We start from the raw sequence: 20,505 nt of genomic DNA on the forward strand, positions 1-20,505 counted from the left end.
TCCGCGCCGCGAGAGCGCGCCGTGGGAGTAAAATCATGGCGCGACGCCGTTTTTGACAAGGTTAATTGATGAATCATCCCGTCATTCCGATCGTGGCGCAGGGCAGCACCCGCCAGCGCAAGCGCCAGGCGCCCAAGGGCCGCCGCGTCGACCCGCAGGCACTGCTGGAAGTGCAGGCACTGCTGGGCGAGCAATCGCGCCAGCGCGACCTGCTCATCGAGCACCTGCACAAAATCCAGGACGCCTTCGGCTGCCTGTCGCACGCCCATCTGGCGGCGCTGGCGCAGGAAATGAAGCTGGCCCAGGCCGAGGTCTACGAGGTCGCCACCTTCTATCACCACTTCGACGTCGTGCGCGAGGGCGAGAGCGCGCCGCCGGCGTTGACGGTGCGCGTGTGCGACGGCCTGTCGTGCGAGATGGCCGGCGCGCGCGAGCTGCTCGACCGCTTGCCCGCCATCCTGGGCGCCGACGTGCGCGTGCTCGCCGCGCCCTGCATCGGCCGCTGCGAACAAGCCCCGGCAGCCGTCGTCGGCCAGCACCCGCTGGCCCATGCCAGCTGCGACACGGTGGCAGCGGCGGTGGCGCACGGCGATACCACGCACGCGCTTACCGGCTACATCGATTACGACAGCTACCGCGCCGCCGGCGGCTACGGGCTGGCGCGCGAATGCCACGACGGCCGGCGCGACGCCGAAGCGCTGATTGCGACCATGGAAACATCGAGCCTGCGCGGCCTTGGCGGCGCCGGTTTCCCGACCGGGCGCAAATGGCGCATCGTGCGCGCCGAAGCCGGCCCGCGCCTGATGGCGATCAATATCGACGAGGGCGAACCGGGCACCTTCAAGGACCGCTACTACCTCGAACGCGATCCGCACCGTTTCCTCGAAGGCGCGCTGGTGGCGGCCTGGGTGGCCGGCGTCGACACCATCTATATCTACCTGCGCGACGAATACCACGGCTGCCGCGCGATGCTGGAAACCGAACTGGCGCGCCTGCGCGCCGATCCGCCGTTCCAGTCCATGCCCACGTTCATCCTTCGGCGGGGCGCCGGTGCTTACATCTGCGGCGAAGAATCGGCGATGATCGAATCGATCGAAGGCAAGCGCGGCATGCCGCGCCTGCGTCCGCCGTACGTGGCCCAGGTCGGCCTGTTCGGCTTGCCCACCCTGCAGCACAATTTCGAGACCCTGCACTGGGTGCGTGCCATCGTCGAGCAAGGCGCCGACTGGTTCAGCGGCCAGGGACGCCACGGCCGCAAGGGCCTGCGTTCGTTTTCGGTCTCGGGCCGGGTGCGCGAACCGGGCGTCAAGCTGGCGCCGGCCGGCATCACCGTGCAGGAACTGATCGACGAATACTGCGGCGGCATGGTGCCCGGCCACCAGTTTTACGCCTACCTGCCGGGCGGCGCATCGGGCGGCATCCTGCCCGCCACGCTGAACGCGATCCCGCTCGACTTCGACACCTTGCAGCCGTATGGCTGCTTTATCGGCTCGGCCGCCGTGGTGGTGCTGTCGGACCAGGATTCGGCGGTGGCGGCGGCGCGCAACACGCTGCGCTTCTTCAAGGATGAATCGTGCGGGCAGTGCACGCCGTGCCGCGTCGGCACCGCCAAGGCGCTGGCGCTGATCGAGCAGCCGCAATGGGACACGCCGCTGCTGGCCGAGCTGTCGCAGGTGATGCGCGACGCCTCGATCTGCGGCCTGGGACAGGCCGCGCCGAATCCGTTCGACTGCGTCGTCAAATACTTTTCACATGAACTGGTGAAGCCATGAATGCGATCAGCAGGATCAAGCAGGCAGCCTTGCAGGGCGCGCCGGTGGAGCTGGAAATCAACGGCCGGCAGGTGGCCGCCTTTGCCCACGAAACCCTGATCGAGGTGGCCGCGCGCGAAGGCATCGAGATTCCGCGCCTGTGCTACAAACCGGGCATGGACACGGCCGGCAACTGCCGCGCGTGCATGGTGGAGATCGAGGGCGAGCGGGTACTGGCGCCATCCTGCTGCCGCCGTCCGTCCGCCGGCATGAAGGTCGCTACCTCCAGTGCGCGCGCCGTGGCCGCGCAAAAAATGGTGCTCGAACTGCTGCAGTCCGACATGCCCGAGCGGGCCTACACGCGCCACAACGAAGTCGACTTCTGGGCCCGCAAGCTGGCCCTCGGCCAGCCGCGCTTCGCTGCGCGCAGCCAGCCCGCCCGCGACGCCTCGCACGCCGCCATCACCGTCAATCTCGACGCCTGCATCCAGTGTACGCGCTGCGTGCGCGCCTGCCGCGACGAGCAGGTCAACGACGTGATCGGCCTGGCCATGCGCGGCGATCATGTCAAAATCGTGTTCGACATGGACGACCCGATGGGCGACTCCACCTGCGTCGGCTGCGGCGAATGCGTGCAGGCTTGCCCGACCGGCGCCCTGATGCCGGCGCGCGACGCCGCCCTGGCCGTGCCGGACAAACAGGTCGATTCGGTCTGCCCCTACTGCGGGGTGGGCTGCCAGCTGACCTACAACATCAAGGACAACAAGATCCTGTTTGTGGAGGGGCGCGACGGCCCGGCCAACCGCGAACGCCTGTGCGTCAAGGGCCGCTACGGCTTCGACTACGCGCACCATCCGCACCGCCTGACGGTGCCGCTGATCCGCCGCGCCGACGCACCCAAGAGCGGCGAATTCACCATGGACCCGGCGCGCGTGCTTGACGTCTTCCGCGAAGCGACATGGGAAGAAGCGCTCGATGCCGCTGGCGGTGCGCTGGCGCGCATCCGCGACACCTACGGCAAGCGCGCGCTGGCCGGCTTCGGCTCGGCCAAGGGCAGCAACGAAGAAGCCTACCTGTTCCAGAAGCTGGTGCGCACCGGCTTTGGCAGCAACAACGTCGACCACTGCACGCGCCTGTGCCACGCCTCCTCGGTGGCGGCCCTGCTGGAGGGAATCGGCTCGGGTGCGGTATCGAACCCGGTGATGGACGTGACCCTGGCCGAGGTGGTGATCGTCATCGGCGCCAACCCGACCGTCAACCATCCGGTGGCGGCGACCTGGATCAAGAACGCCATCAGGAACGGCACCAAACTGGTGGTGTGCGACCCGCGCCGCTCGGACCTGGCGCGCAGCGCGCACCGCTACCTGCAATTCAAGCCCGATACCGACGTGGCCCTGCTCAACGCGATGATGCACGTGATCGTGGCCGAAGGCCTGGTCGACCAGGACTTCATCGCCAGCCGCACCATCGGCTACGCGGAGCTGGAACGGAACGTGGCCGGCTACAGCCCGGAGCTGATGGCGCCCATTTGCGGCGTCGACGCCGACACCATCCGCTACGTGGCGCGCCTGTACGCGACCTCGAAGGCGTCGATGATCCTGTGGGGCATGGGCATTTCCCAGCATATCCACGGCACCGACAATGCGCGCTGCCTGATCGCGCTGGCGCTGATGACGGGCCAGATCGGCCGCCCCGGCACCGGCCTGCATCCGCTGCGCGGCCAGAACAACGTGCAGGGCGCGTCCGACGCGGGGCTGATCCCGATGATGTTCCCCGATTACCAGCGCGTCGACAATCCGGCGGCACTGGCAAAGTTCGAGAAAGCCTGGGGCATGCCGCTCGATTCCATGCCCGGCCTGACGGTGGTCGAGATCATGCACGCCATCCCGCGCGGCGACATCCGCGGCATGTACATCATGGGCGAGAACCCGGCCATGTCCGACCCCGACGCCAATCATGCGCGCGCGTCACTTGCCGCGCTCGACCACCTGGTAGTGCAGGATATCTTCCTGACCGAAACCGCCTACCTGGCCGACGTGATCCTGCCGGCCAGCGCCTTTCCCGAAAAGACGGGCAGCTTCACCAACACCGACCGCCTGGTGCAGATCGGGCGCCAGGCCATCGATCCGCCGGGCCAGGCCAGGCAGGATCTGTGGATCATCGGCCAGATGGCCGCGCGCCTGGGCCTGGACTGGCAGTACGGCCACGTGTCGGAAGTGTTCGACGAGATGCGCCGCATCATGCCTAGCATCGGCGGCATCACCTGGGACAGGCTGGAACGCGAGCACGCCGTCACCTACCCGTGCACGAAAGAGGGCGATCCGGGCCAGCCGGTGGTCTTCACCGAGCAGTTCCCGCGCGAGTCGGGACGTGCGCGTTTCGTCCCGGCCGATATCATCCCGGCCGACGAGCGCCCCGACGCCGCATATCCGATGGTGCTCATCACCGGCCGCCAGCTCGAACACTGGCACACCGGCAGCATGACGCGCCGCACGGCGGTGCTGGACGCGATCGAACCCGATCCGGTGGCGCTGGTGCACCCGCTCGACCTGGCGGCGCTGGGCGGCAAACCGGGCGACGTGGTGACCATCGCCTCGCGCCGTGGCGAAGTGGCCCTGTACGCGCGCGCCGACGACAGCTCGCCGCGCGGCGCGATCTTTGTACCGTTCTGCTATTACGAAGCGGCCATCAACCGCCTCACCAACGCTGCGCTCGACCCGTTCGGCAAGATCCCCGAGTTCAAGTACTGCGCCATTCGCGTGGCGCTGGGCGGCGTGGTGGAGCAGCAGGGCAGCTTTGGCGGCGGCCAGGTGCTTGCAGGGATGGCGCTGCCATGACGCTGCCGCAATTGAGCGACGCCCGCGCCGCCTTGACCCACGAGGTCGAGGTGCTCGATGAACGCGGCCGCCGCTCCACCATTGCCATCCCGGCCGAGCGGCCGCTGACGGTGTATGTGGACAAGCGCGAGCTGGTCACCTTGATGACCCTGGGCAGCGCGCCGGAAGCGCTCACGCTGGGTTACCTGCGCAACCAGCGCCTGGTGAAATCGGTCGCCGACATCGTCTCGGTGCAGGTCGACTGGTCGGTCGACGCGGTGGCGGTGGTCACGCGCGCCGGCATCGCCGATGTGGAAGCGCGCACCTCGAAAAAAGTGGTTACCACCGGCTGCGGCCAGGGTTCGGTCTTCGGTGGACTGATGGACGATATCGACCAGATCGTGCTGCCGCCGGATGCGCGCATTGCGCAATCGACGGTGTACCGCATCGTCGACACCATCCGCACGCAGCAATCGATCTACAAGCAGGCCGGCTCGGTGCATGGCTGCGCGCTGTTCTCGAACGCGGGCGAGCTGCTGTATTTCGTGGAGGACGTGGGCCGCCACAACGCGGTCGACGCCATCGCCGGGCGCATGTGGCTTGACGGCGTGGCCGGCGGCGACAAGGTGTTCTACACGACCGGCCGGCTGACGTCCGAGATGGTGATCAAGGGTGCGCAGATGGGTATTCCCTTCCTGCTGTCGCGCTCCGGCACCACGCAGATGGGCCACATGGTGGCCGACAAGATCGGCATGGCCCTGCTGGCGCGTTGCAGCGGCAAGCACTTCCTGCTGCTGACCGGCCATGGCCGTCTCGACTTCGAGCCGCTGCCAGCCTGATGTCGCTGCCGCAGGCCACGTACGCCGCTTTCGCGCTGCTGCTGTCGGGTGACCCGGCGCTGTGGGGCGTCGTGTGGATTTCGCTCAAGACCAGCGTGCTTGGCTTGCTGCTGGCGGCGCCGCCGGCGGTGCTGCTTGGGTATGCGATTGCCAGCTGGCGCTTCCCGGGGCGCCGCGTCGCCATCTGGCTGGTGCAGGCCACCTTGTCGCTGCCGACGGTCCTGATTGGCCTGCTGCTGTATTTGCTGCTGTCGCGCCACGGCCCGTGGGGATCGCTGCACTGGCTGTTTTCGCAGCCGGGCATTGTGCTCGGCCAGTGCATCATCGCCACGCCGGTGCTGGTGGCGTTCACCCTGGCGGCGGTGCAGGCGCTTGACCCGCGCTACGCCGAAACCGCCGTCGCCCTGGGCGCGTCGCGCTGGCGCACCATGCTCACGGTGCTGCACGAAGTGCGCTTTGGCGTCATGGCGGCGGTGATCAGCGGCTTCGGTCGCGTGATCTCCGAAGTGGGCTGCGCGCTCATGGTCGGCGGGAATATCGCCGGCGAAACGCGCACCATCACCACCGCCATCGCGCTCGAAACGAGCAAGGGCGAGTTCGCGCAGGGGATCGCGCTCGGCATCGTGCTGGTGGCGCTGGCGCTGGCCATGAATGGCGCGCTGATGCTGTTGCAGGGCGATACGCGCGCCGCCGGAGCCGGCCAATGAGTTTGCTGCGCATCGACAAACTGCGCAAGGCACATGGCGCACGCGTGCTGTTCGAGCTTGACGCATTCACGCTCGACGCCGGCCGCGCCTACGTGCTCACCGGGATCAACGGCGCCGGCAAGAGCAGCCTGCTGCGCATACTGGCGGGACTTGAAGCGGGCCAGGCGTCCGGCGTGACGTGGCAAGGGAAGGCGACGGCCTGGTCGCCGTATCCGCGCTCGCTGCGCGAAGCGATCGTGTATGTGCACCAGCATCCGGTGATGTTCTCGACCAGCGTGGCGGCCAACATCGGCTACGGCCTGCATGCGCGCGGCGTCGGCAAGGCGCAGGCGGCGCAGGCGGTGGCGCAAGCCATGGCATGGGCCGGTGTCGAACATCTGCGGGACAGCGATCCGGCCCGCCTGTCGGGCGGCGAGGTGCAGCGCGTGGCGCTGGCGCGCGCCTGGGTGCTGCGCCCCGCGCTGCTGCTGCTCGACGAACCGACCGCCAACCTCGATGGCGCCGCGCGCGAACAGGTGATCGCCCTCATTCCAGAGCTGATCGCGGCCGGCAGCACGGTGGTGATGGCTTGCCACGACCGCGACCTGATCGGCATGCCCGGCGTGCAGCGCCTCAAACTACGTGATGGAAAGCTCGAATACAAATGATCAGATACACCGCATTGGCCCTCTGGCTTTGCATCGCCTCCCCGCTGGCCCGGGCCGGCGAACAGGTGCTGCGGCTGTCCACCACCACCAGCACCGACAATTCCGGCCTGCTGGCCTGGCTGCTGCCGGCGTTCGAGGCCAGGGCGGGCATCAACGTGCAGGTGATTGCGGTCGGCAGCGGCAAGGCGCTGGAACTGGCGAAGAATGGCGATGTCGACGTCACCCTGGTGCACGCGCGCGCCGCCGAGGAGCGTTTCGTGGCCGAGGGTCACGGCATCGGCCGGCGCGACGTGATGTACAACGATTTTGTGCTGGCTTGCCCGCCATCGGACCGTGCGGGAATCAAAGGCGGCACCGACATCATCGCCGCCCTGCGCAAGCTGGCCGCCAGCGATGTGCGCTTTGTTTCGCGCGGCGACAACTCCGGTACCGACCAGATGGAAAAGAGCTACTGGAAGGCCGCCGGGGTGCAACCGCCGCCCGCGCGCTACCTGTCGGCCGGGCTGGGCATGGGCGAGGTGCTGACCATGGCGGCCGAGCTGCAAGCCTGCACGCTGAGCGACCGCGCCACCTTCGCCACCTACAAGGACAAGACCGGGCTGGCGATCCTGGTGCAGGGCGACCCGAGGATGTTCAATCCGTACGGGATCATCGCGGTCAATCCGGCGCGCCATCCGGGCGTGAACGTCCAGGGAGCGCGCCAGCTGGTCGACTGGATCACGTCCGCCGAAGGGCAGGCCAGGATTGCCGGCTTCAGGCCGGGCGGCCAGCAGCTGTTTTTCCCGTCGGCGCAAAGGTAGCGGAAAGGCGTAAGATAGCGCCCTTGCGCAGGAGGAGAAAGACGACGTGAAAGTTCTGTTATTTGGCGCCACCGGCATGGTCGGGCAGGGCGTGTTGCGTGAATGCTTGCAGGGCGCCGATGTGGAACTGGTGCAGGCCATCGGGCGCACGCCGACCGGACAGCGCCATCCCAGGCTGCGCGATGTGGTGCATGCCGACCTGTTCAACTACGCCAGCGTGACGGCGCAGCTGGACGACTTCGACGCCTGTTTTTTCTGCGTGGGCGTGACGTCCTCGCGCGTGAGCGAGCCTGACTACACGCGCCTTACCTACGACATGACCCTGGCGGCGGCAAAGACGCTGGCGACGCTCAATCCGCGCATGGTGTTCGTGTACGTGTCCGGGGCCGGTGCCGACAGCAGCGAAACCAGCGCCACCATGTGGGAGCGCGTGCGCGGCCGCACCGAGAACGCGCTGCTGGCGCTGCCGTTTCGCGGCGTGTACATCTTCCGCCCGGGGATGATCCAGCCGCTCGACGGCATCAAGTCCAAGACCACCGCTTACCGCATTTTCTATTCGCTGATGAAGCCCGTGCTGCCGCTGCTGCGCGCGGCCATGCCGAAGCACGTGCTGACTACGCGCCAGGTGGGACAGGCCATGCTGGCCGTGGTGCGCAATGGCGCGCGCAAGCGGGTGCTGGAGAGTGCCGATATCGCAGCGCTGGGCCGCAGCGCCACGCCACCCTGAGCCGGCCGCGATGGGCCGGCGCTACCACCACAATGTGTACGTGATCGAGCTGTCGAAGGATGTGCTGTACGAACCACGTTTTAAAAGGTCCAATCCCGATTACGTGAGCGGAAAACCGTGCGTGTACGTCGGTATGACGGGATTGAGCGTGGACCTGCGCTTCGACAAGCACAAGGCGGGCATCCAGGCCAACAAATTCGTGCAAAAGTACGGCCTGCGCCTGCTGCCCGATCTGTACGCGGTCTACAACCCGATGCCCTACGCGGGTGCGGCCGACATGGAAGTCGAACTGGGCATCGGATTGCGCGAGGCCGGCTACGGCGTGTGGCAGGCCTGACGCGTGGGCGCAGGGCGGCCGCTTTGCGCCCGCCATCGACCCGGCTGATAAAATAGCCAGTTCTGGTCAATGTGAAGATTCAAAATGGAAAAAATCATCCCCTATTTCGGCGCCATCAACCTGGCCTTGCCGAACGAATACAACGAAGCAACGTATCTGGTCGATGGCCGGGAAATTGACCTGTCGCTCGCTTTCTTCAATGCATTCGAGGGCGAGGATGGGATCACCGAGTTTTCCGCGGTCAAGGACCTCGACCCGTCCGTGCTCGACCGGGTCGCGCGCTTCATGGAGGAGCTCGACAGCAAGATCGCGCGCGCCCATGCCGCCTGTATCGCCGACTTCCATGCCGGCGGCGAGGTCAGGGACACCTACATCGACCATCACCTGTCCGAGTTCTCGCCCGAGGAACTGGCCGCGCTGATCGACGGCACCGATGCCGCGCTGCCGGTCGAGGAGCGCATGCTGGCCACGCTACACCTGAGCCATATCGGCCTGCACCCCATGCCCGACGAGTCCGATGGCTCGTTCGCCATGTTCGACTTCACTTTCGGCGAGGATGTGACCAACTATGTGGTCGCGGTCAAGTTTGCGGAAGATGGCACGGTGCAGTCGGTCGACGTCGAAAGCTGACGCGGCCGCGGGCCGTGCGTCGCTTCAGGCGGCGCGCTTGCGGCGGCGCGCGCCCCCATGGCTGGCCGCGCCTGCGCCGGCTGCACCGAGCACCACCAGGGCCAGGGAGGACGGTTCCGGCACCGGATTGAGCGCGCTGACCACGAGCGCGGTCTGGCCGGTCCACAGCAAGCTGTGCGTCTGGGAGTGGTTTGCACTGCGGTAGTTGTAGACGTACTCTTCGCCGGTAATGGTCGAGCTGTTGATCTGATAGCCGACGTCCGCAGTGGACCAGGTGGTAAAAAACTTCAGCGGACCGCCGATCCGGTAGCCGAACCGTTCGATGGTGCAGTGCCAGAAATACTGGTCGCCCACGCCGCAACCGATGTAATCGTTGGAATCGTTGTACTTGAAGGAAATGAGTTCGTTGGCTGAGAACAAGCCGTCCCGATTCAGGTCGTCCGCAATAAAACTGCCCGCAATCACCGCCGCCGGATCGAAGCGGTCGGCTTCCTTATCGAAAAAACCCGTATAGCTGAACGTGAACTTGCTCGGTACCGCCTGCGCTGTTGCGGCGCAACATGCGAGTGCCGCCGCGCCAATCAATCTGAAGAACATGGCTACCTCCGCTGAGGATTGACAAACTCCCGGGGCGAACAAGACACCCGGCTAGCCACGTGAAGGCCACGTGTCAGCGGATCGTAGCAGGCGGACTTGTGCGCTTGGTAGCATATACGCAACACGTCAGATTTACTGCGGAATAATTTACCCAGCGAGAATGTTGAAAACGCGCTTGATCATGCAATCTCATCCACATTGCAAATATTGCAGTTCCGCGAGGGTGGCATGCAACGATGGCGGCGAGGCAGTGGCTACATCAAAATGACGTCGTACTGTTCCTGGTGATACGCCGTCTCCACTTGCAGCGAAATCTGCTTGCCGATGAAGTCCCCCAGCATCGCCAGGTGCTGCGATTCCTCTTCCAGGAACAGGTCCACCACTTCCTGCGAAGCGAGGATGCGGAACTCGCGCGGATTGAACTGCTTCGCTTCGCGCATCAGCTCCCGCAGGATCTCGTAGCAGATGGTGCGGCTGGTTTTCACCTGGCCCTTGCCGGCGCAGGCCGGGCAGGGTTCGCACAGGATGTGAGCGAGCGATTCGCGCGTGCGCTTCCTCGTCATCTCCACCAGTCCCAGCGCCGAAAAGCTCGACACCGACACCTTGGTGCGGTCGCGCGAGAGCGTCTTTTTCAACTCCTGCAGCACCGCGTGGCGATGCTCGTTGTTGTCCATGTCGATGAAGTCGAGGATGATGATGCCGCCCAGGTTGCGCAGCCGCAGCTGGCGCGCGATCGCATGCGCCGCTTCCAGGTTGGTCTTGAAGATGGTATCGGCAAAATTGCGCCCGCCCACGAAGCCGCCCGTGTTCACGTCGATGGTCGTCATCGCCTCGGTCTGGTCGACGATCAGGTAGCCGCCCGATTTCAGGTCCACCCGCCGTCCCAGCGCGCGCAGGATTTCTTCTTCCACGCCATACAGGTCGAACAGCGGGCGCTCGCCCGTGTAGTGCTGCAAGCGCGTGAGCACCGTCGGCGTGTAGGCTTTGGCAAATTCGACCAGCATGGCGTGGTTTTCGCGCGAGTCGACCTGGATGGTGGCCGTCTCGTCGTGTACGAAGTCGCGCAGCACGCGCTGGGCCAGGCTCAAGTCCTGGTACAGCAGGCTGGTGGCGGGACGGGTGCGCGCGCCGTGGCAGATCGCGCCCCAGGTCTTGCGCAGGTAGTCCACGTCGGCCGCCAGGTCGCTGTCGGATGCTTCCTCGGCCATGGTGCGCACGATGTAGCCGCCTTTTTCCTCGGCCGGCAGCAGGCTGTGAAGGCGCGTGCGCAGCAGTTCGCGTTCGGACTCCTTCTCGATCTTCTGCGAGATGCCGATATGGCTGTCCTGCGGCAGGTACACCAGCATGCGCCCGGCGATCGAAATCTGGGTCGACAGGCGCGCACCCTTGGTGCCGATCGGGTCCTTGATCACCTGCACCGTCAGCACCTGGCCGTCGAACAGGATCTTTTCAATTGGGGTCGGCGCCACGCTCGGGCCTTCATGCGTGCGCGCTTCCCAGATGTCGGCCACGTGCAGGAAGGCCGCGCGTTCCAGGCCGATGTCGATAAAGGCCGACTGCATCCCCGGCAGCACGCGCACCACCTTGCCCGAGTAGACGTTACCGGCCAGGCCGCGCGTGAGCGTGCGCTCGATGTGCAGTTCTTGCACGGCGCCTTGCAGGATGAGCGCCACGCGCGTCTCCTGCGGAGTGATGTTGATCAGGATATCTTCGTTCATTGTTCAGGGCCGCCGTGCAGATGATGGTGTTAGGGACGAGGCCGGAGGCGGGGCCGCTGCGCGCGTAAAACGCATCAGGCCAGCGGAATGCCCGCTTCGCGCAGCAGTTGCGCGGTTTCGAACAGGGGCAGTCCGACGATGCCCGAGTGGCTGCCTTCGATATGTTCGACGAACAGCGCGGCCATGCCTTGCAGGCCGTAGCCGCCCGCCTTGTCGTAGGGTTCGGGAGTGGAGCAGTAAGCCTTGATCGACGCCGGCGACAGTTTGGCGAAGCGTACCTGCGACACCTGGGTGATCTGGCGCTGCATGTCGGTGTGATGGACCGCGATTGCGGTCAGCACCTGGTGCGTGCGGCCGGACAGGCGTTCGAGCATTTCCATCGCCTCGGCGGGCGAAGCGGGTTTGCCGAGGATCTGGCCATCGATGGTGACGGTGGTGTCGGCCGCCAGCACCGGACGCAGGGTCAGGCGGCGGTGCTGCACCATGTTCCAGCCGAAGGCCGCTTTTTCGTTGGCCACGCGCGCCACGTAGTCGATGGCCGCTTCGCCCGGGTTCACCAGTTCGGTCACGTCCGGACCGCGCGGGGTATCGTTGCGCAAGGTGAGCAGCTCGAACTCCACGCCGATCTGGCGCAGCAATTCCCGCCGGCGCGGGCTTTTGGATGCAAGGTAGATTTTTCTGTCGATCGGTTTCATCGGATTCCCGGTTTCTCAGACGCGATGATAAGGGTGATTCTGCGTGATCGACCACGCCCTATACAACTGCTCGGCAAGCATAACACGCACGATGCCGTGCGGGAGCGTCATACTGGAAATACGAATCAGCCCCTCGGCGCGCGCCTTGAGCTCGGGATCGAGGCCGTCGGCCCCGCCGATCAGGAAGACGGTGTCGCGTCCGTCCTGCTGCCACTGCATCAGCTGCTGGGACAGGCCCACGCTGGTCAGGTCCTTGCCGCGTTCATCGAGCGCGATGATGCGTGCGCTCTTGGGCAGGACCGCTTCGATGCGCTCGCGTTCGAGCACCATGGCGGTAGCCGCCGTCTTGCTGCCGGAGCGTTCGACCGGCTTGATTTCCTTGAGCACGATGCGCAATTCAGGAGGCATGCGCTTCGTGTACTCAGAAAAGCCGGTCTCGATCCAACCGGGCATCTTGTGGCCGACCGCAGCGATAATGAGCTGCATCGGCGCTTACTCTGCGTCTTTTTTGGCGACGCGCTTGATGACTTTTTTGACCGGCACGGCGTCGGCTGGCGCTTTTGGCGCTTTTGCCACCTTGGTTGCAGCGGCGGCTGCGCGTTTCGGCGGCAGTGCCTTGAGGGCCTTGACGGCGGCTTCCTCGGTCTTGGTCGCGGCGACCTTGACCACTTTGCCGACAGCTTTCGACGCGGCTTTTTTGGCCGGCGCTTTTTTGGCGGCGGCAGGGGTCTTGGCGGCAGCGGCTTTTTTGGCGGCTGGTTTGCGCTCGTTGACCGGCTTGACTTCAGGCGCCGCCTGGGTCGAGGCGAGGTGCTTCGACTTTGGCTTGGTTTCGGCCGCTTCGGCCGCTTCCACGGTGCCCTTGCGCTTGGCCGCGCCGAGCTTCACAGGCTTGTCGCCCCAGATCTCTTCGAGACGGTAGTACTGGCGGATCGCCGGCTGCATGATGTGGACGATCATGTCGCCCAGATCGACCAGGACCCATTCGCCGGTATCTTCGCCTTCGATGCCGATCACGTCGCCGCCGGCTGCCTTGATCTTGTCGCGCACGGAGGCGGCAAGCGCCTTGGTCTGACGGTTGGAGGTGCCGGAAACGACGGCGATGCGGTCAAAAAGGCTGGTCAGGTGAACGGTATCGAACACGGTAATGTCCTTGCCCTTCACATCTTCGAGGGCGTCGACGACGAGGGTCTGCAGTTTTTTAATATCCATTAGATTTCGTATAAATTATGTTGTTGAATATAGTCTAGCACTACCGGGGAGATAAGCGTGTTTGCCTTCTCGCCCCGTTGTAATGCCGCACGAATCTGGGTGGCGGAGATGTCCACATCCAGCGTCTCGGCCAGGTAAGCCCTGCCGGACGGGGTATTACGCAATTGCGCCAGGCTGCCCCGGCGCAGGGTGAGTTCTTCGGCGACGGCCGCCGGCAATGCCGCATCGGCCATCGAAAATCCAGGGCGCGCAGCCACGCCGATATGGGCCAGCTCGAACAGCGCGCGCCATTCGCGCCAGCTGTCGAGCTGCTGCAACTGGTCGGATCCCATCAGGAAGACGATCGATGCCTGCGGCCCCAGTTCGGCACGCACGCTGCGCAAGGTGTCGATGGTGTAGGTCGGCGTGCCGCGTTCGATTTCCTGCAGGTCCAGCGCGACCGGGCGCGCCGCGCCGCCAAAGGCCAGGCGCAGCATGGCGACGCGCTCGGCGTCGCTGGCTTGCAAGCGGCTCTTCTGCCACGGACTGCCGGCCGGCAGGATGCGCAACTGGTCCGGTTCGAGCAGGGTGGCAAACAAGGTGGCCAGCGCCACATGACCGTTATGGACCGGGTCGAAACTGCCTCCCAGCAGCGCGACGCACAAGGTCACGTAAGAAGCCAGTCGCGATGGACCAGGAAGTCGCTGTACAGCGCCGCTTCAGCGCTGCCGGCTTCCGGATGCCAGTCGTAGCGCCACTTGACGATGGGCGGCATCGACATCAGGATCGCTTCGGTGCGCCCGCCCGACTGCAGGCCGAACAGGGTGCCGCGGTCCCACACCAGGTTGAATTCCACGTAGCGGCCGCGCCGGTAGGCCTGGAAGTCGCGTTCGCGCTCGCCGTACGGCGTGTCCTTGCGGGCCATCAGGATCGGCAGGTAAGCCTTGACGAAGGATTCGCCCACGCTTTGCGTCATCGCGTAGGACAGGTCGAAACCGGCTTCATTGAAGTCGTCGAAGAAGATCCCGCCCACGCCGCGCGGCTCCTTGCGGTGTTTCAGGTAAAAGTAATCGTCGCACCAGCGCTTGAAGCGCGCGTGCAGCGTGCTACCGAAAGGCGCGAGCGCATCGTGGCAGCTCTGGTGGAAGTGACGCGTATCGGCTTCGTCGCCGTAGTAGGGCGTCAGGTCCATGCCGCCGCCGAACCACCATACCGGATCGATGCCCGGTGCGGTAGCAGTGAAGAAGCGCACGTTCATGTGGACCGTGGGCGCGTACGGATTGCGCGGATGGAGCACCAGCGACACGCCCATCGCTTCCCAGGCGCGGCCGGCCAGTTCGGGACGCGAGGCCGCGGCCGATGGCGGCAGGTTGGCGCCCATCACGTGCGAGAAATTGACGCCGCCGCGTTCCAGCACATTGCCTTCCTCGATCAGGCGCGAGATGCCGCCGCCGCCCTCGGGACGTTCCCACTCTTCACGCAGGAAGGGCTTGCCGTCGGCGTCTTCGAGCGCTTGCACGATGCGCGCTTGCAGGTCGAGTAGCCAGGCCTTGACGGCCGCAGGGGAAGGGGATGACATCGGGGAGCGGGATCGGGGAATAAAAATTGAGGACGAATTGTACACCGTCCGCGCATTTTATGATATGCGCAGCTAATGCGCCGTCGTTCCCGCGCCAAGGCGGCACTCGGCGGGAACGACGTGGGGACTAGTGCTTCAACCCCCGCCACCCGATATCACGGCGGAACTGCGCGCCGTTGAAGTGGATATTGTCGACCGTCTCGTAAGCCTGCTTCTGCGCCATCTTGACGCTGTCGCCCAGGCCGACCACGCACAGTACGCGGCCACCACTGGTCACCAGCTTGCCGCCAGCCTGCTGCGTACCCGCATGGAAGGTCACGCATTCAGGCGTCTCGGCCGGAATGCCGTCGATCACATCGCCCTTGCGCGGATCGTCCGGATAGCCGGCGGCGGCCATCACCACGCCTACCGCCGTGCGGCGGTCCCATTCCAGTTCGACCGTGTCGAGCGTGCCGTTGACCGCATGCTCCATCACCGTCACCAGGTCGCTCTTGAGGCGCGCCATGATCGGCTGCGTCTCCGGGTCGCCCATGCGGCAGTTGAATTCCAGCGTCTTCGGATTGCCTTTGTCGTCGATCATCAAGCCCGCGTACAAAAAGCCGGTGAACGGAATGCCGTCCTTGGCCATGCCGTTGATGGTCGGGTTGATAATCTCGCGCATCACGCGCGCATGCATGGCCGGCGTGACGATCGGCGCCGGCGAATACGCGCCCATGCCGCCCGTGTTCGGACCTTCATCGGCATCCTTGAGGCGCTTGTGATCCTGGCTGGTCGCCAGCGGCAGGATGTTCTTCCCGTCGCACATGACGATGAAGCTCGCTTCCTCGCCCGCCAAGAACTCTTCGATCACGATGCGCGCGCCGGCGTCGCCGAAACGATTATCGGCCAGCATATGGTCGACCGCCTGGTGCGCTTCTTCCAGCGTCATCGCGACAACCACGCCTTTGCCGGCCGCCAGGCCGTCGGCCTTGATGACGATCGGCGCACCGTTGGCGTCGATGTAGGCGTGCGCCTGAGCCACGTCGGAAAACGTCTGGTACGTCGCCGTCGGAATCCCGTGGCGCTGCATGAACGCCTTGGCGAAGTCCTTCGAGCTTTCCAGCTGCGCCGCTTCCCTGGTGGGGCCGAAAACCTTCAGGCCGCGGCCGCGGAACAGGTTGACGATGCCGGCCGCCAGCGGCGTCTCGGGACCGACCACGGTCAGGGCGATGCCCTCGCGCTGGACGAATTCGGCCAGCTGCTCCGGATCGGTCAGTTCGACATTGACGAGGCGGATGTCGCGCGCCGTGCCGCCATTGCCCGGGGCGACGTACACCATTTGAATACGTTCGGATTGGGCCAGTTTCCAGGCCAGTGCATGTTCACGGCCGCCAGAGCCGACTACCAGGATTTTCATAGGAGCTTAATCTTCGATCAGGACGTTGGTATAGACTTCCTGCACATCGTCGAGGTTCTCGAGCGCGTCGAGAATTTTTTGCATCTTGATGCCGTCTTCGCCGCCGATCACGGTCTCGGTCGACGGTTTCATGATGATCTCGGCCACTTCGGCCTTGAAGCCGGCCGCTTCCAGCGCTTCTTTCACGGTCGCGAAACCGAAAGGATCGCACAGCACTTCAAAGCCGCCTTCTTCGTCGGCCACCACATCTTCGGCGCCGGCTTCGAGGGCCGCTTCCATCAACTTGTCTTCGTCCACGCCGGGCGCGAACAGGAACTGGCCGCAGTGCTTGAACATGAACGCGACCGAACCTTCGGTGCCCATGTTGCCGCCGTGTTTATTGAAGGCGTGGCGCACTTCGGCCACCGTGCGCACACGGTTGTCGGTCATGCAGTCGACGATGATGGCCGCGCCGCCGATGCCGTAGCCTTCGTAGCGCACTTCTTCGTAGTTCACGCCTTCGAGTCCGCCCGAACCGCGGGCGATGGCGCGCGTGACGTTCTCTTTCGGCATATTGGCGTCAGCCGCCTTGTCCACCGCCAGGCGCAGGCGCGGATTGGTGGCGATGTCGGGGCCGCCCATGCGCGCGCCAACGGTGATTTCCTTGATCAATCGGGTCCAGATCTTGCCGCGCTTGGCGTCGGTAGCGGCCTTCTTGTGCTTGATATTGGCCCATTTGCTGTGTCCAGCCATGTCGAAATTTCCTTAGACGGTGTGCATCAATGGCCGACATTTTACCATAGCGGCCTTGCCAAAATCCGCCGGCCTCCAGCCCGTTTGCGCGATTCGTTCTACAATCGCTGCATGAACAAAAGCGCAACGGCCCCCGCCGCCCAATCGATCCCGCGCCCGGCCCTGCTGGCCGGCCTGACCCTCGCCATCGCGGGCGCGGTGCTGTTTTCGGCCAAGGCGGTCCTGGCCAAGCTGATGTACCGCTACCACGTCGATGCCGTCACCGTGATCGCGTTTCGCATGCTGTTTTCGCTGCCGGTGTTCGCCGCTGTCGCGATCTGGAAGATGCGCACCGAAGCGCCGCTGTCGACGACCGACCGCTGGCGCCTGGTGTTCCTGGGCGTGATCGGTTACTACCTCTCCAGTTTTCTCGACTTCCTCGGCCTGCAGTTCATTTCGGTCGGGCTGGAACGCCTGATCCTGTTCCTCACGCCGACCTTCGTGCTGCTCATTACCTCGGTTTTCCTCAAGCGCCACATCAGCCGCATCGAGTGGCTGGCCCTGCTCGTATCCTACTGCGGCATCGTGCTGGTGTTCGTGCACGACTTGCACGGCGGCGCCGGCAGCACCGCCATCGGCGCGCTGCTGGTGCTTGGCTCGGCCCTGTCGTACGCGGTCTACCTCCTGATGTCGGGCGAGATGGTGCGCCGCATCGGCTCCCTGCGCCTGGTCGCGTATGCGATGTGCGTATCGAGCGTGGTGTGCATCGGCCAGTTCTTCGTGCTGCGGCCGGTGGCCATGCTGGTCCAGCCGGCGGCGGTGTACTGGTACTCGCTGGCCAACGGGATCTTCTGCACCGTGCTGCCGGTGTTCATGACCATGATCGCCGTGCAGCGCATCGGCGCCTCCACCGCCTCGCAGGCCGGCATGATCGGCCCCGTCTCGACCCTGTTCCTTGGCGCGCTGGTGTTGAACGAACCGATGACCGCCGTGCAGGTGGGCGGCACCGCGATGGTCCTGGCGGGTATTTACATGCTGTCGAAGAAAAAATAGCCACCCCACACCCGACCCCACGAAAGCAGACCGAATGAGCCAACCGACCAAGCCCCGCCTCGCCCTGATCGCCCACGACAAGAAGAAGGACGACATGATCGTGCTCGCCGCCGAGTACATCGATTTCCTGCGCGGCTGCCAGCTGATGGCGACCGGCACCACCGGCGCGCGCCTGATCAAGGAGCTGGGGCTGGCGGTCGAACGCAAGCAATCCGGCCCGTTCGGCGGCGACCTGCAGATCGGCGCGGCCCTGGTCGAAGGCCAGGTCGACGCGGTGGTGTTCCTGCGCGACCCCATGACGCCGCAGCCGCACGAGCCGGACATCAACGCGCTGGTGCGCGCCTGCGATGTGCACAATGTGGCCTGCGCCACCAATCTGTCGACCGCCCATTTGCTGCTCTCGCAGCTCAGGCTCGCGGCCGCACAACCCACCTCAGAATCAACCAGGAGTCCAGCATGATGGCAAAAGCAATCCGCATGAACCGCACCGGCGGCCCCGAAGTGATGGAATACGTCGACGTCGACGTCGGCGAGCCCGGACCGGGCGAAGCGCGCGTGCGCCATGCCGCCTGCGGCATCAATTTTATCGACGTCTACTTCCGCACCGGCCTGTATCCGCAGCCGCTGCCGGGGGGGCTGGGCATGGAAGGCGCTGGCGTGGTCGAGGCGGTGGGCGAGGGCGTGACCGAGGTGGCCGTGGGCGACCGCGTGGCTTATGCCGGCCGTCCGAACGGCGCCTATTCGGAAGTGCGCAACCTGCCGTCCGCGCTGCTGCTGCGCTTACCCAGCGAGATCTCGTTCGAGACCGGCGCGGCCATGATGCTGCAAGGCCTGACGGTGCAGTACCTGTTCCGCCGCACCGTGCCGCTCAAGCGCGGCGACACCATCCTGTTTCACGCGGCCGCCGGCGGCGTGGGCCTGATCGCGTCGCAGTGGGCGCGCGCGCTGGGCGTGAACATGATCGGCACCGTCGGTTCCGACGAAAAGGCGGCGCTGGCCAAGGCCGCCGGCTGCAGCCACGTCATCAACTACAACACCGAGGATTTCGTGGCGCGCGTGATGGAGATCACCAACGGCGAAAAAGTCTCGGTGGTGTACGACTCGATCGGCAAGGATACCTTCACCAAGTCGCTCGACTGCCTGCGCCCGCTCGGGATGATGGTCAGCTTCGGCAGTGCGTCCGGACCGGTGCCCGATTTTTCGCTGGCAGAGCTGTCCGCGCGCGGCTCGCTGTTCATCACCCGTCCGACCCTGTTCAGCTATGCCGCCAAGCGCGCCGACCTGGAAGCGATGGCAGCCGACCTGTTCGCGGTCGTCGCCAGCGGCGATGTGAAGATCGATATCAACCAGACCTATAAACTGGCCGATGCGGCGCAGGCGCATAGCGACCTGGAAGCGCGCAAGACGACCGGTTCGTCGATCCTAGTGCCATGAGCGCGCCCGGCGACGACGGTTCGCCCAAGTTCGGGCGCCTCTTGATCGCTCTGGTGCTGGCGGTGCTGCTGATCGTGGGGATCACCTTCGGCTCGGAGGCCTGGCTCGGTCATCCTTGAACGAAAAACGCGCTCCGGGGAGCGCGTTTTTCGTCAATAGCCGGAAAATCAGCCTTCGCGTTTGAGTTCGACCCGCCTGGCGACCCCGCTCACGCCCGGGAATTCGGCAAAGGCGCTTTGCACCAGCGCCGGCATCAGCGCCGGCGTGGACATTTCGCGGCTCATGTTATGCACGGTGACGTCGAACAGGCGCTTGCCGCCGGGGATGGACTTGATCGCCACCTGCAGCTCGCGCCGGTATTGGTGATCAATGCGCTCGCGGTACATCGGCGCGCCGCTCCAGAACGGATCGTAGAAGGGGCTGTGCCAGCCGCCCCAGTAGCGCCGCGCGCCCCAGTGGCGGCCGCGGTAACCGTAGCCGTAGCCGCCGAACGCGAAGCGCGGGTTCGGGATGAAGAAGGGATCGACCAGTTCGACCACGCGCACCGGCACGTCGGTGGTGGTGAATTTCATCGAGATTTTCAGGGTCGGCTTGCCGCTTTCGCCGGCGTCGCGGAAACCCAGGCGCGCCAGCTGGCCGCGCACCAGGTTCTGGTAGCTGCGCAGTTCGAGCGTGTCGTCCTGCACCGGCGGCGCTTCGAACACATAGGTTTTATCCTGCAGCTCGGCCGGCCACTGGTGAAAGGTGGTCACATTGCTGCGGATCGTGGTCGCGCAGCCTCCCAGCAGCAAGGTCAATGCCGCGCCGGCAGCCATCAATAATCGTCTCATCGCACTACTCCCATACTCAAAACGGATTTCACCGAAGCTAACTTTAT

At 65.2% G+C, this 20,505-nt stretch carries 23 protein-coding genes; 13 read left to right on the plus strand and 10 right to left on the minus strand.

Going from position 1 to position 20,505, the window contains the following annotated elements:
• Positions 1-68 precede the first annotated feature (68 nt).
• From F2P44_RS05760 to F2P44_RS05800, 9 genes are all read left to right on the plus strand, one after another.
• The gene (locus tag F2P44_RS05760) at positions 69-1,772 is read left to right on the plus strand and encodes an NAD(P)H-dependent oxidoreductase subunit E (RefSeq protein WP_167085765.1); all 1,704 of its coding nucleotides are present in this window, start codon (positions 69-71) and stop codon (positions 1,770-1,772) included.
• Complete coding sequence (gene fdhF / locus F2P44_RS05765) at positions 1,769-4,588, plus strand: formate dehydrogenase subunit alpha (protein WP_167085766.1); 2,820 nt, start codon at positions 1,769-1,771, stop codon at positions 4,586-4,588. The genes F2P44_RS05760 and fdhF overlap by 4 nt, the downstream gene beginning before the upstream one ends.
• Positions 4,585-5,406 (plus strand): formate dehydrogenase accessory sulfurtransferase FdhD, encoded by an 822-nt coding sequence (locus tag F2P44_RS05770; protein ID WP_167085767.1) that lies wholly within the window; start codon positions 4,585-4,587, stop codon positions 5,404-5,406. Before fdhF ends, F2P44_RS05770 begins: the two co-directional genes overlap by 4 nt.
• Positions 5,406-6,113, plus strand: coding sequence for an ABC transporter permease (locus F2P44_RS05775; protein WP_167085768.1), 708 nt, complete (start codon positions 5,406-5,408; stop codon positions 6,111-6,113). The genes F2P44_RS05770 and F2P44_RS05775 overlap by 1 nt, the downstream gene beginning before the upstream one ends.
• Complete coding sequence (locus F2P44_RS05780) at positions 6,110-6,760, plus strand: ABC transporter ATP-binding protein (protein WP_167085769.1); 651 nt, start codon at positions 6,110-6,112, stop codon at positions 6,758-6,760. The genes F2P44_RS05775 and F2P44_RS05780 overlap by 4 nt, the downstream gene beginning before the upstream one ends.
• Positions 6,757-7,560, plus strand: coding sequence for an ABC transporter substrate-binding protein (locus F2P44_RS05785; RefSeq protein ID WP_167085770.1), 804 nt, complete (start codon positions 6,757-6,759; stop codon positions 7,558-7,560). The genes F2P44_RS05780 and F2P44_RS05785 overlap by 4 nt, the downstream gene beginning before the upstream one ends.
• A 46-nt stretch (positions 7,561-7,606) precedes the next feature.
• Positions 7,607-8,287 carry an NAD(P)H-binding protein gene (locus F2P44_RS05790; protein WP_167085771.1) on the plus strand — a complete coding sequence of 227 codons (681 nt, stop codon included), beginning with the start codon at positions 7,607-7,609 and terminating at the stop codon, positions 8,285-8,287.
• 10 nt (positions 8,288-8,297) lie between these two features.
• Positions 8,298-8,624 (plus strand): hypothetical protein, encoded by a 327-nt coding sequence (locus F2P44_RS05795; RefSeq protein ID WP_167085772.1) that lies wholly within the window; start codon positions 8,298-8,300, stop codon positions 8,622-8,624.
• 84 nt (positions 8,625-8,708) lie between these two features.
• Positions 8,709-9,254: a DUF2004 domain-containing protein gene (locus F2P44_RS05800; protein ID WP_167085773.1), complete on the plus strand. Its 546-nt coding sequence runs from the start codon at positions 8,709-8,711 to the stop codon at positions 9,252-9,254.
• A 24-nt stretch (positions 9,255-9,278) separates the two neighbouring features.
• On the opposite strand, the gene F2P44_RS05805 is transcribed toward F2P44_RS05800, so the two are convergent.
• The 9 genes from F2P44_RS05805 to F2P44_RS05845 all read right to left on the minus strand — a co-directional run bounded on the left by F2P44_RS05805 (position 9,279) and on the right by F2P44_RS05845 (position 17,162).
• Positions 9,279-9,851, minus strand: coding sequence for a PEP-CTERM sorting domain-containing protein (locus F2P44_RS05805; RefSeq protein ID WP_167085774.1), 573 nt, complete (start codon positions 9,849-9,851; stop codon positions 9,279-9,281).
• 254 nt (positions 9,852-10,105) lie between these two features.
• Positions 10,106-11,569, minus strand: coding sequence for a ribonuclease G (rng, locus tag F2P44_RS05810; protein WP_167085775.1), 1,464 nt, complete (start codon positions 11,567-11,569; stop codon positions 10,106-10,108).
• 74 nt (positions 11,570-11,643) lie between these two features.
• A complete protein-coding gene (locus F2P44_RS05815) occupies positions 11,644-12,264 on the minus strand; it encodes a Maf family protein (RefSeq protein WP_167085776.1) in 621 nt (206 codons plus the stop codon).
• Between the two features lie 15 nt (positions 12,265-12,279).
• Complete coding sequence (gene rlmH / locus F2P44_RS05820) at positions 12,280-12,750, minus strand: 23S rRNA (pseudouridine(1915)-N(3))-methyltransferase RlmH (RefSeq protein ID WP_167085777.1); 471 nt, start codon at positions 12,748-12,750, stop codon at positions 12,280-12,282.
• Positions 12,751-12,756: 6 nt separating this feature from the next.
• Complete coding sequence (gene rsfS / locus F2P44_RS05825; protein ID WP_167085778.1) at positions 12,757-13,476, minus strand: ribosome silencing factor; 720 nt, start codon at positions 13,474-13,476, stop codon at positions 12,757-12,759.
• The gene (locus F2P44_RS05830) at positions 13,476-14,126 is read right to left on the minus strand and encodes a nicotinate-nucleotide adenylyltransferase (protein WP_167085779.1); all 651 of its coding nucleotides are present in this window, start codon (positions 14,124-14,126) and stop codon (positions 13,476-13,478) included. The genes rsfS and F2P44_RS05830 overlap by 1 nt, the downstream gene beginning before the upstream one ends.
• Complete coding sequence (gene hemF, locus F2P44_RS05835; RefSeq protein ID WP_167085780.1) at positions 14,123-15,034, minus strand: oxygen-dependent coproporphyrinogen oxidase; 912 nt, start codon at positions 15,032-15,034, stop codon at positions 14,123-14,125. Before hemF ends, F2P44_RS05830 begins: the two co-directional genes overlap by 4 nt.
• 127 nt (positions 15,035-15,161) lie before the next feature.
• Positions 15,162-16,430 carry a phosphoribosylamine--glycine ligase gene (gene purD / locus F2P44_RS05840; RefSeq protein ID WP_167085781.1) on the minus strand — a complete coding sequence of 423 codons (1,269 nt, stop codon included), beginning with the start codon at positions 16,428-16,430 and terminating at the stop codon, positions 15,162-15,164.
• 6 nt (positions 16,431-16,436) lie between these two features.
• Positions 16,437-17,162: a YebC/PmpR family DNA-binding transcriptional regulator gene (locus F2P44_RS05845; RefSeq protein WP_167085782.1), complete on the minus strand. Its 726-nt coding sequence runs from the start codon at positions 17,160-17,162 to the stop codon at positions 16,437-16,439.
• Between the two features lie 111 nt (positions 17,163-17,273).
• Here F2P44_RS05845 and F2P44_RS05850 point away from each other — a divergent pair, with 111 nt between their 5' ends.
• From F2P44_RS05850 to F2P44_RS36075, 4 genes are read left to right on the plus strand one after another with little or no spacing between them, the layout of a single operon-like run.
• Positions 17,274-18,194: a DMT family transporter gene (locus F2P44_RS05850; protein WP_167085783.1), complete on the plus strand. Its 921-nt coding sequence runs from the start codon at positions 17,274-17,276 to the stop codon at positions 18,192-18,194.
• Between the two features lie 34 nt (positions 18,195-18,228).
• Positions 18,229-18,654, plus strand: coding sequence for a methylglyoxal synthase (locus F2P44_RS05855; protein ID WP_167085784.1), 426 nt, complete (start codon positions 18,229-18,231; stop codon positions 18,652-18,654).
• Positions 18,654-19,628, plus strand: a complete 975-nt coding sequence (locus F2P44_RS05860; RefSeq protein WP_167085907.1) for a quinone oxidoreductase family protein — start codon at positions 18,654-18,656, stop codon at positions 19,626-19,628. The genes F2P44_RS05855 and F2P44_RS05860 overlap by 1 nt, the downstream gene beginning before the upstream one ends.
• Positions 19,625-19,747: a hypothetical protein gene (locus F2P44_RS36075; RefSeq protein WP_267877582.1), complete on the plus strand. Its 123-nt coding sequence runs from the start codon at positions 19,625-19,627 to the stop codon at positions 19,745-19,747. The genes F2P44_RS05860 and F2P44_RS36075 overlap by 4 nt, the downstream gene beginning before the upstream one ends.
• 48 nt (positions 19,748-19,795) lie before the next feature.
• On the opposite strand, the gene F2P44_RS05865 is transcribed toward F2P44_RS36075, so the two are convergent.
• A complete protein-coding gene (locus F2P44_RS05865; protein WP_167085785.1) occupies positions 19,796-20,458 on the minus strand; it encodes a DUF4136 domain-containing protein in 663 nt (220 codons plus the stop codon).
• Positions 20,459-20,505: the final 47 nt, after the last annotated feature.

Origin of the sequence: Massilia frigida (assembly GCF_011682175.1) — a bacterium.
GTDB classification, from domain to species: domain Bacteria; phylum Pseudomonadota; class Gammaproteobacteria; order Burkholderiales; family Burkholderiaceae_D; genus Telluria_A; species Telluria_A frigida.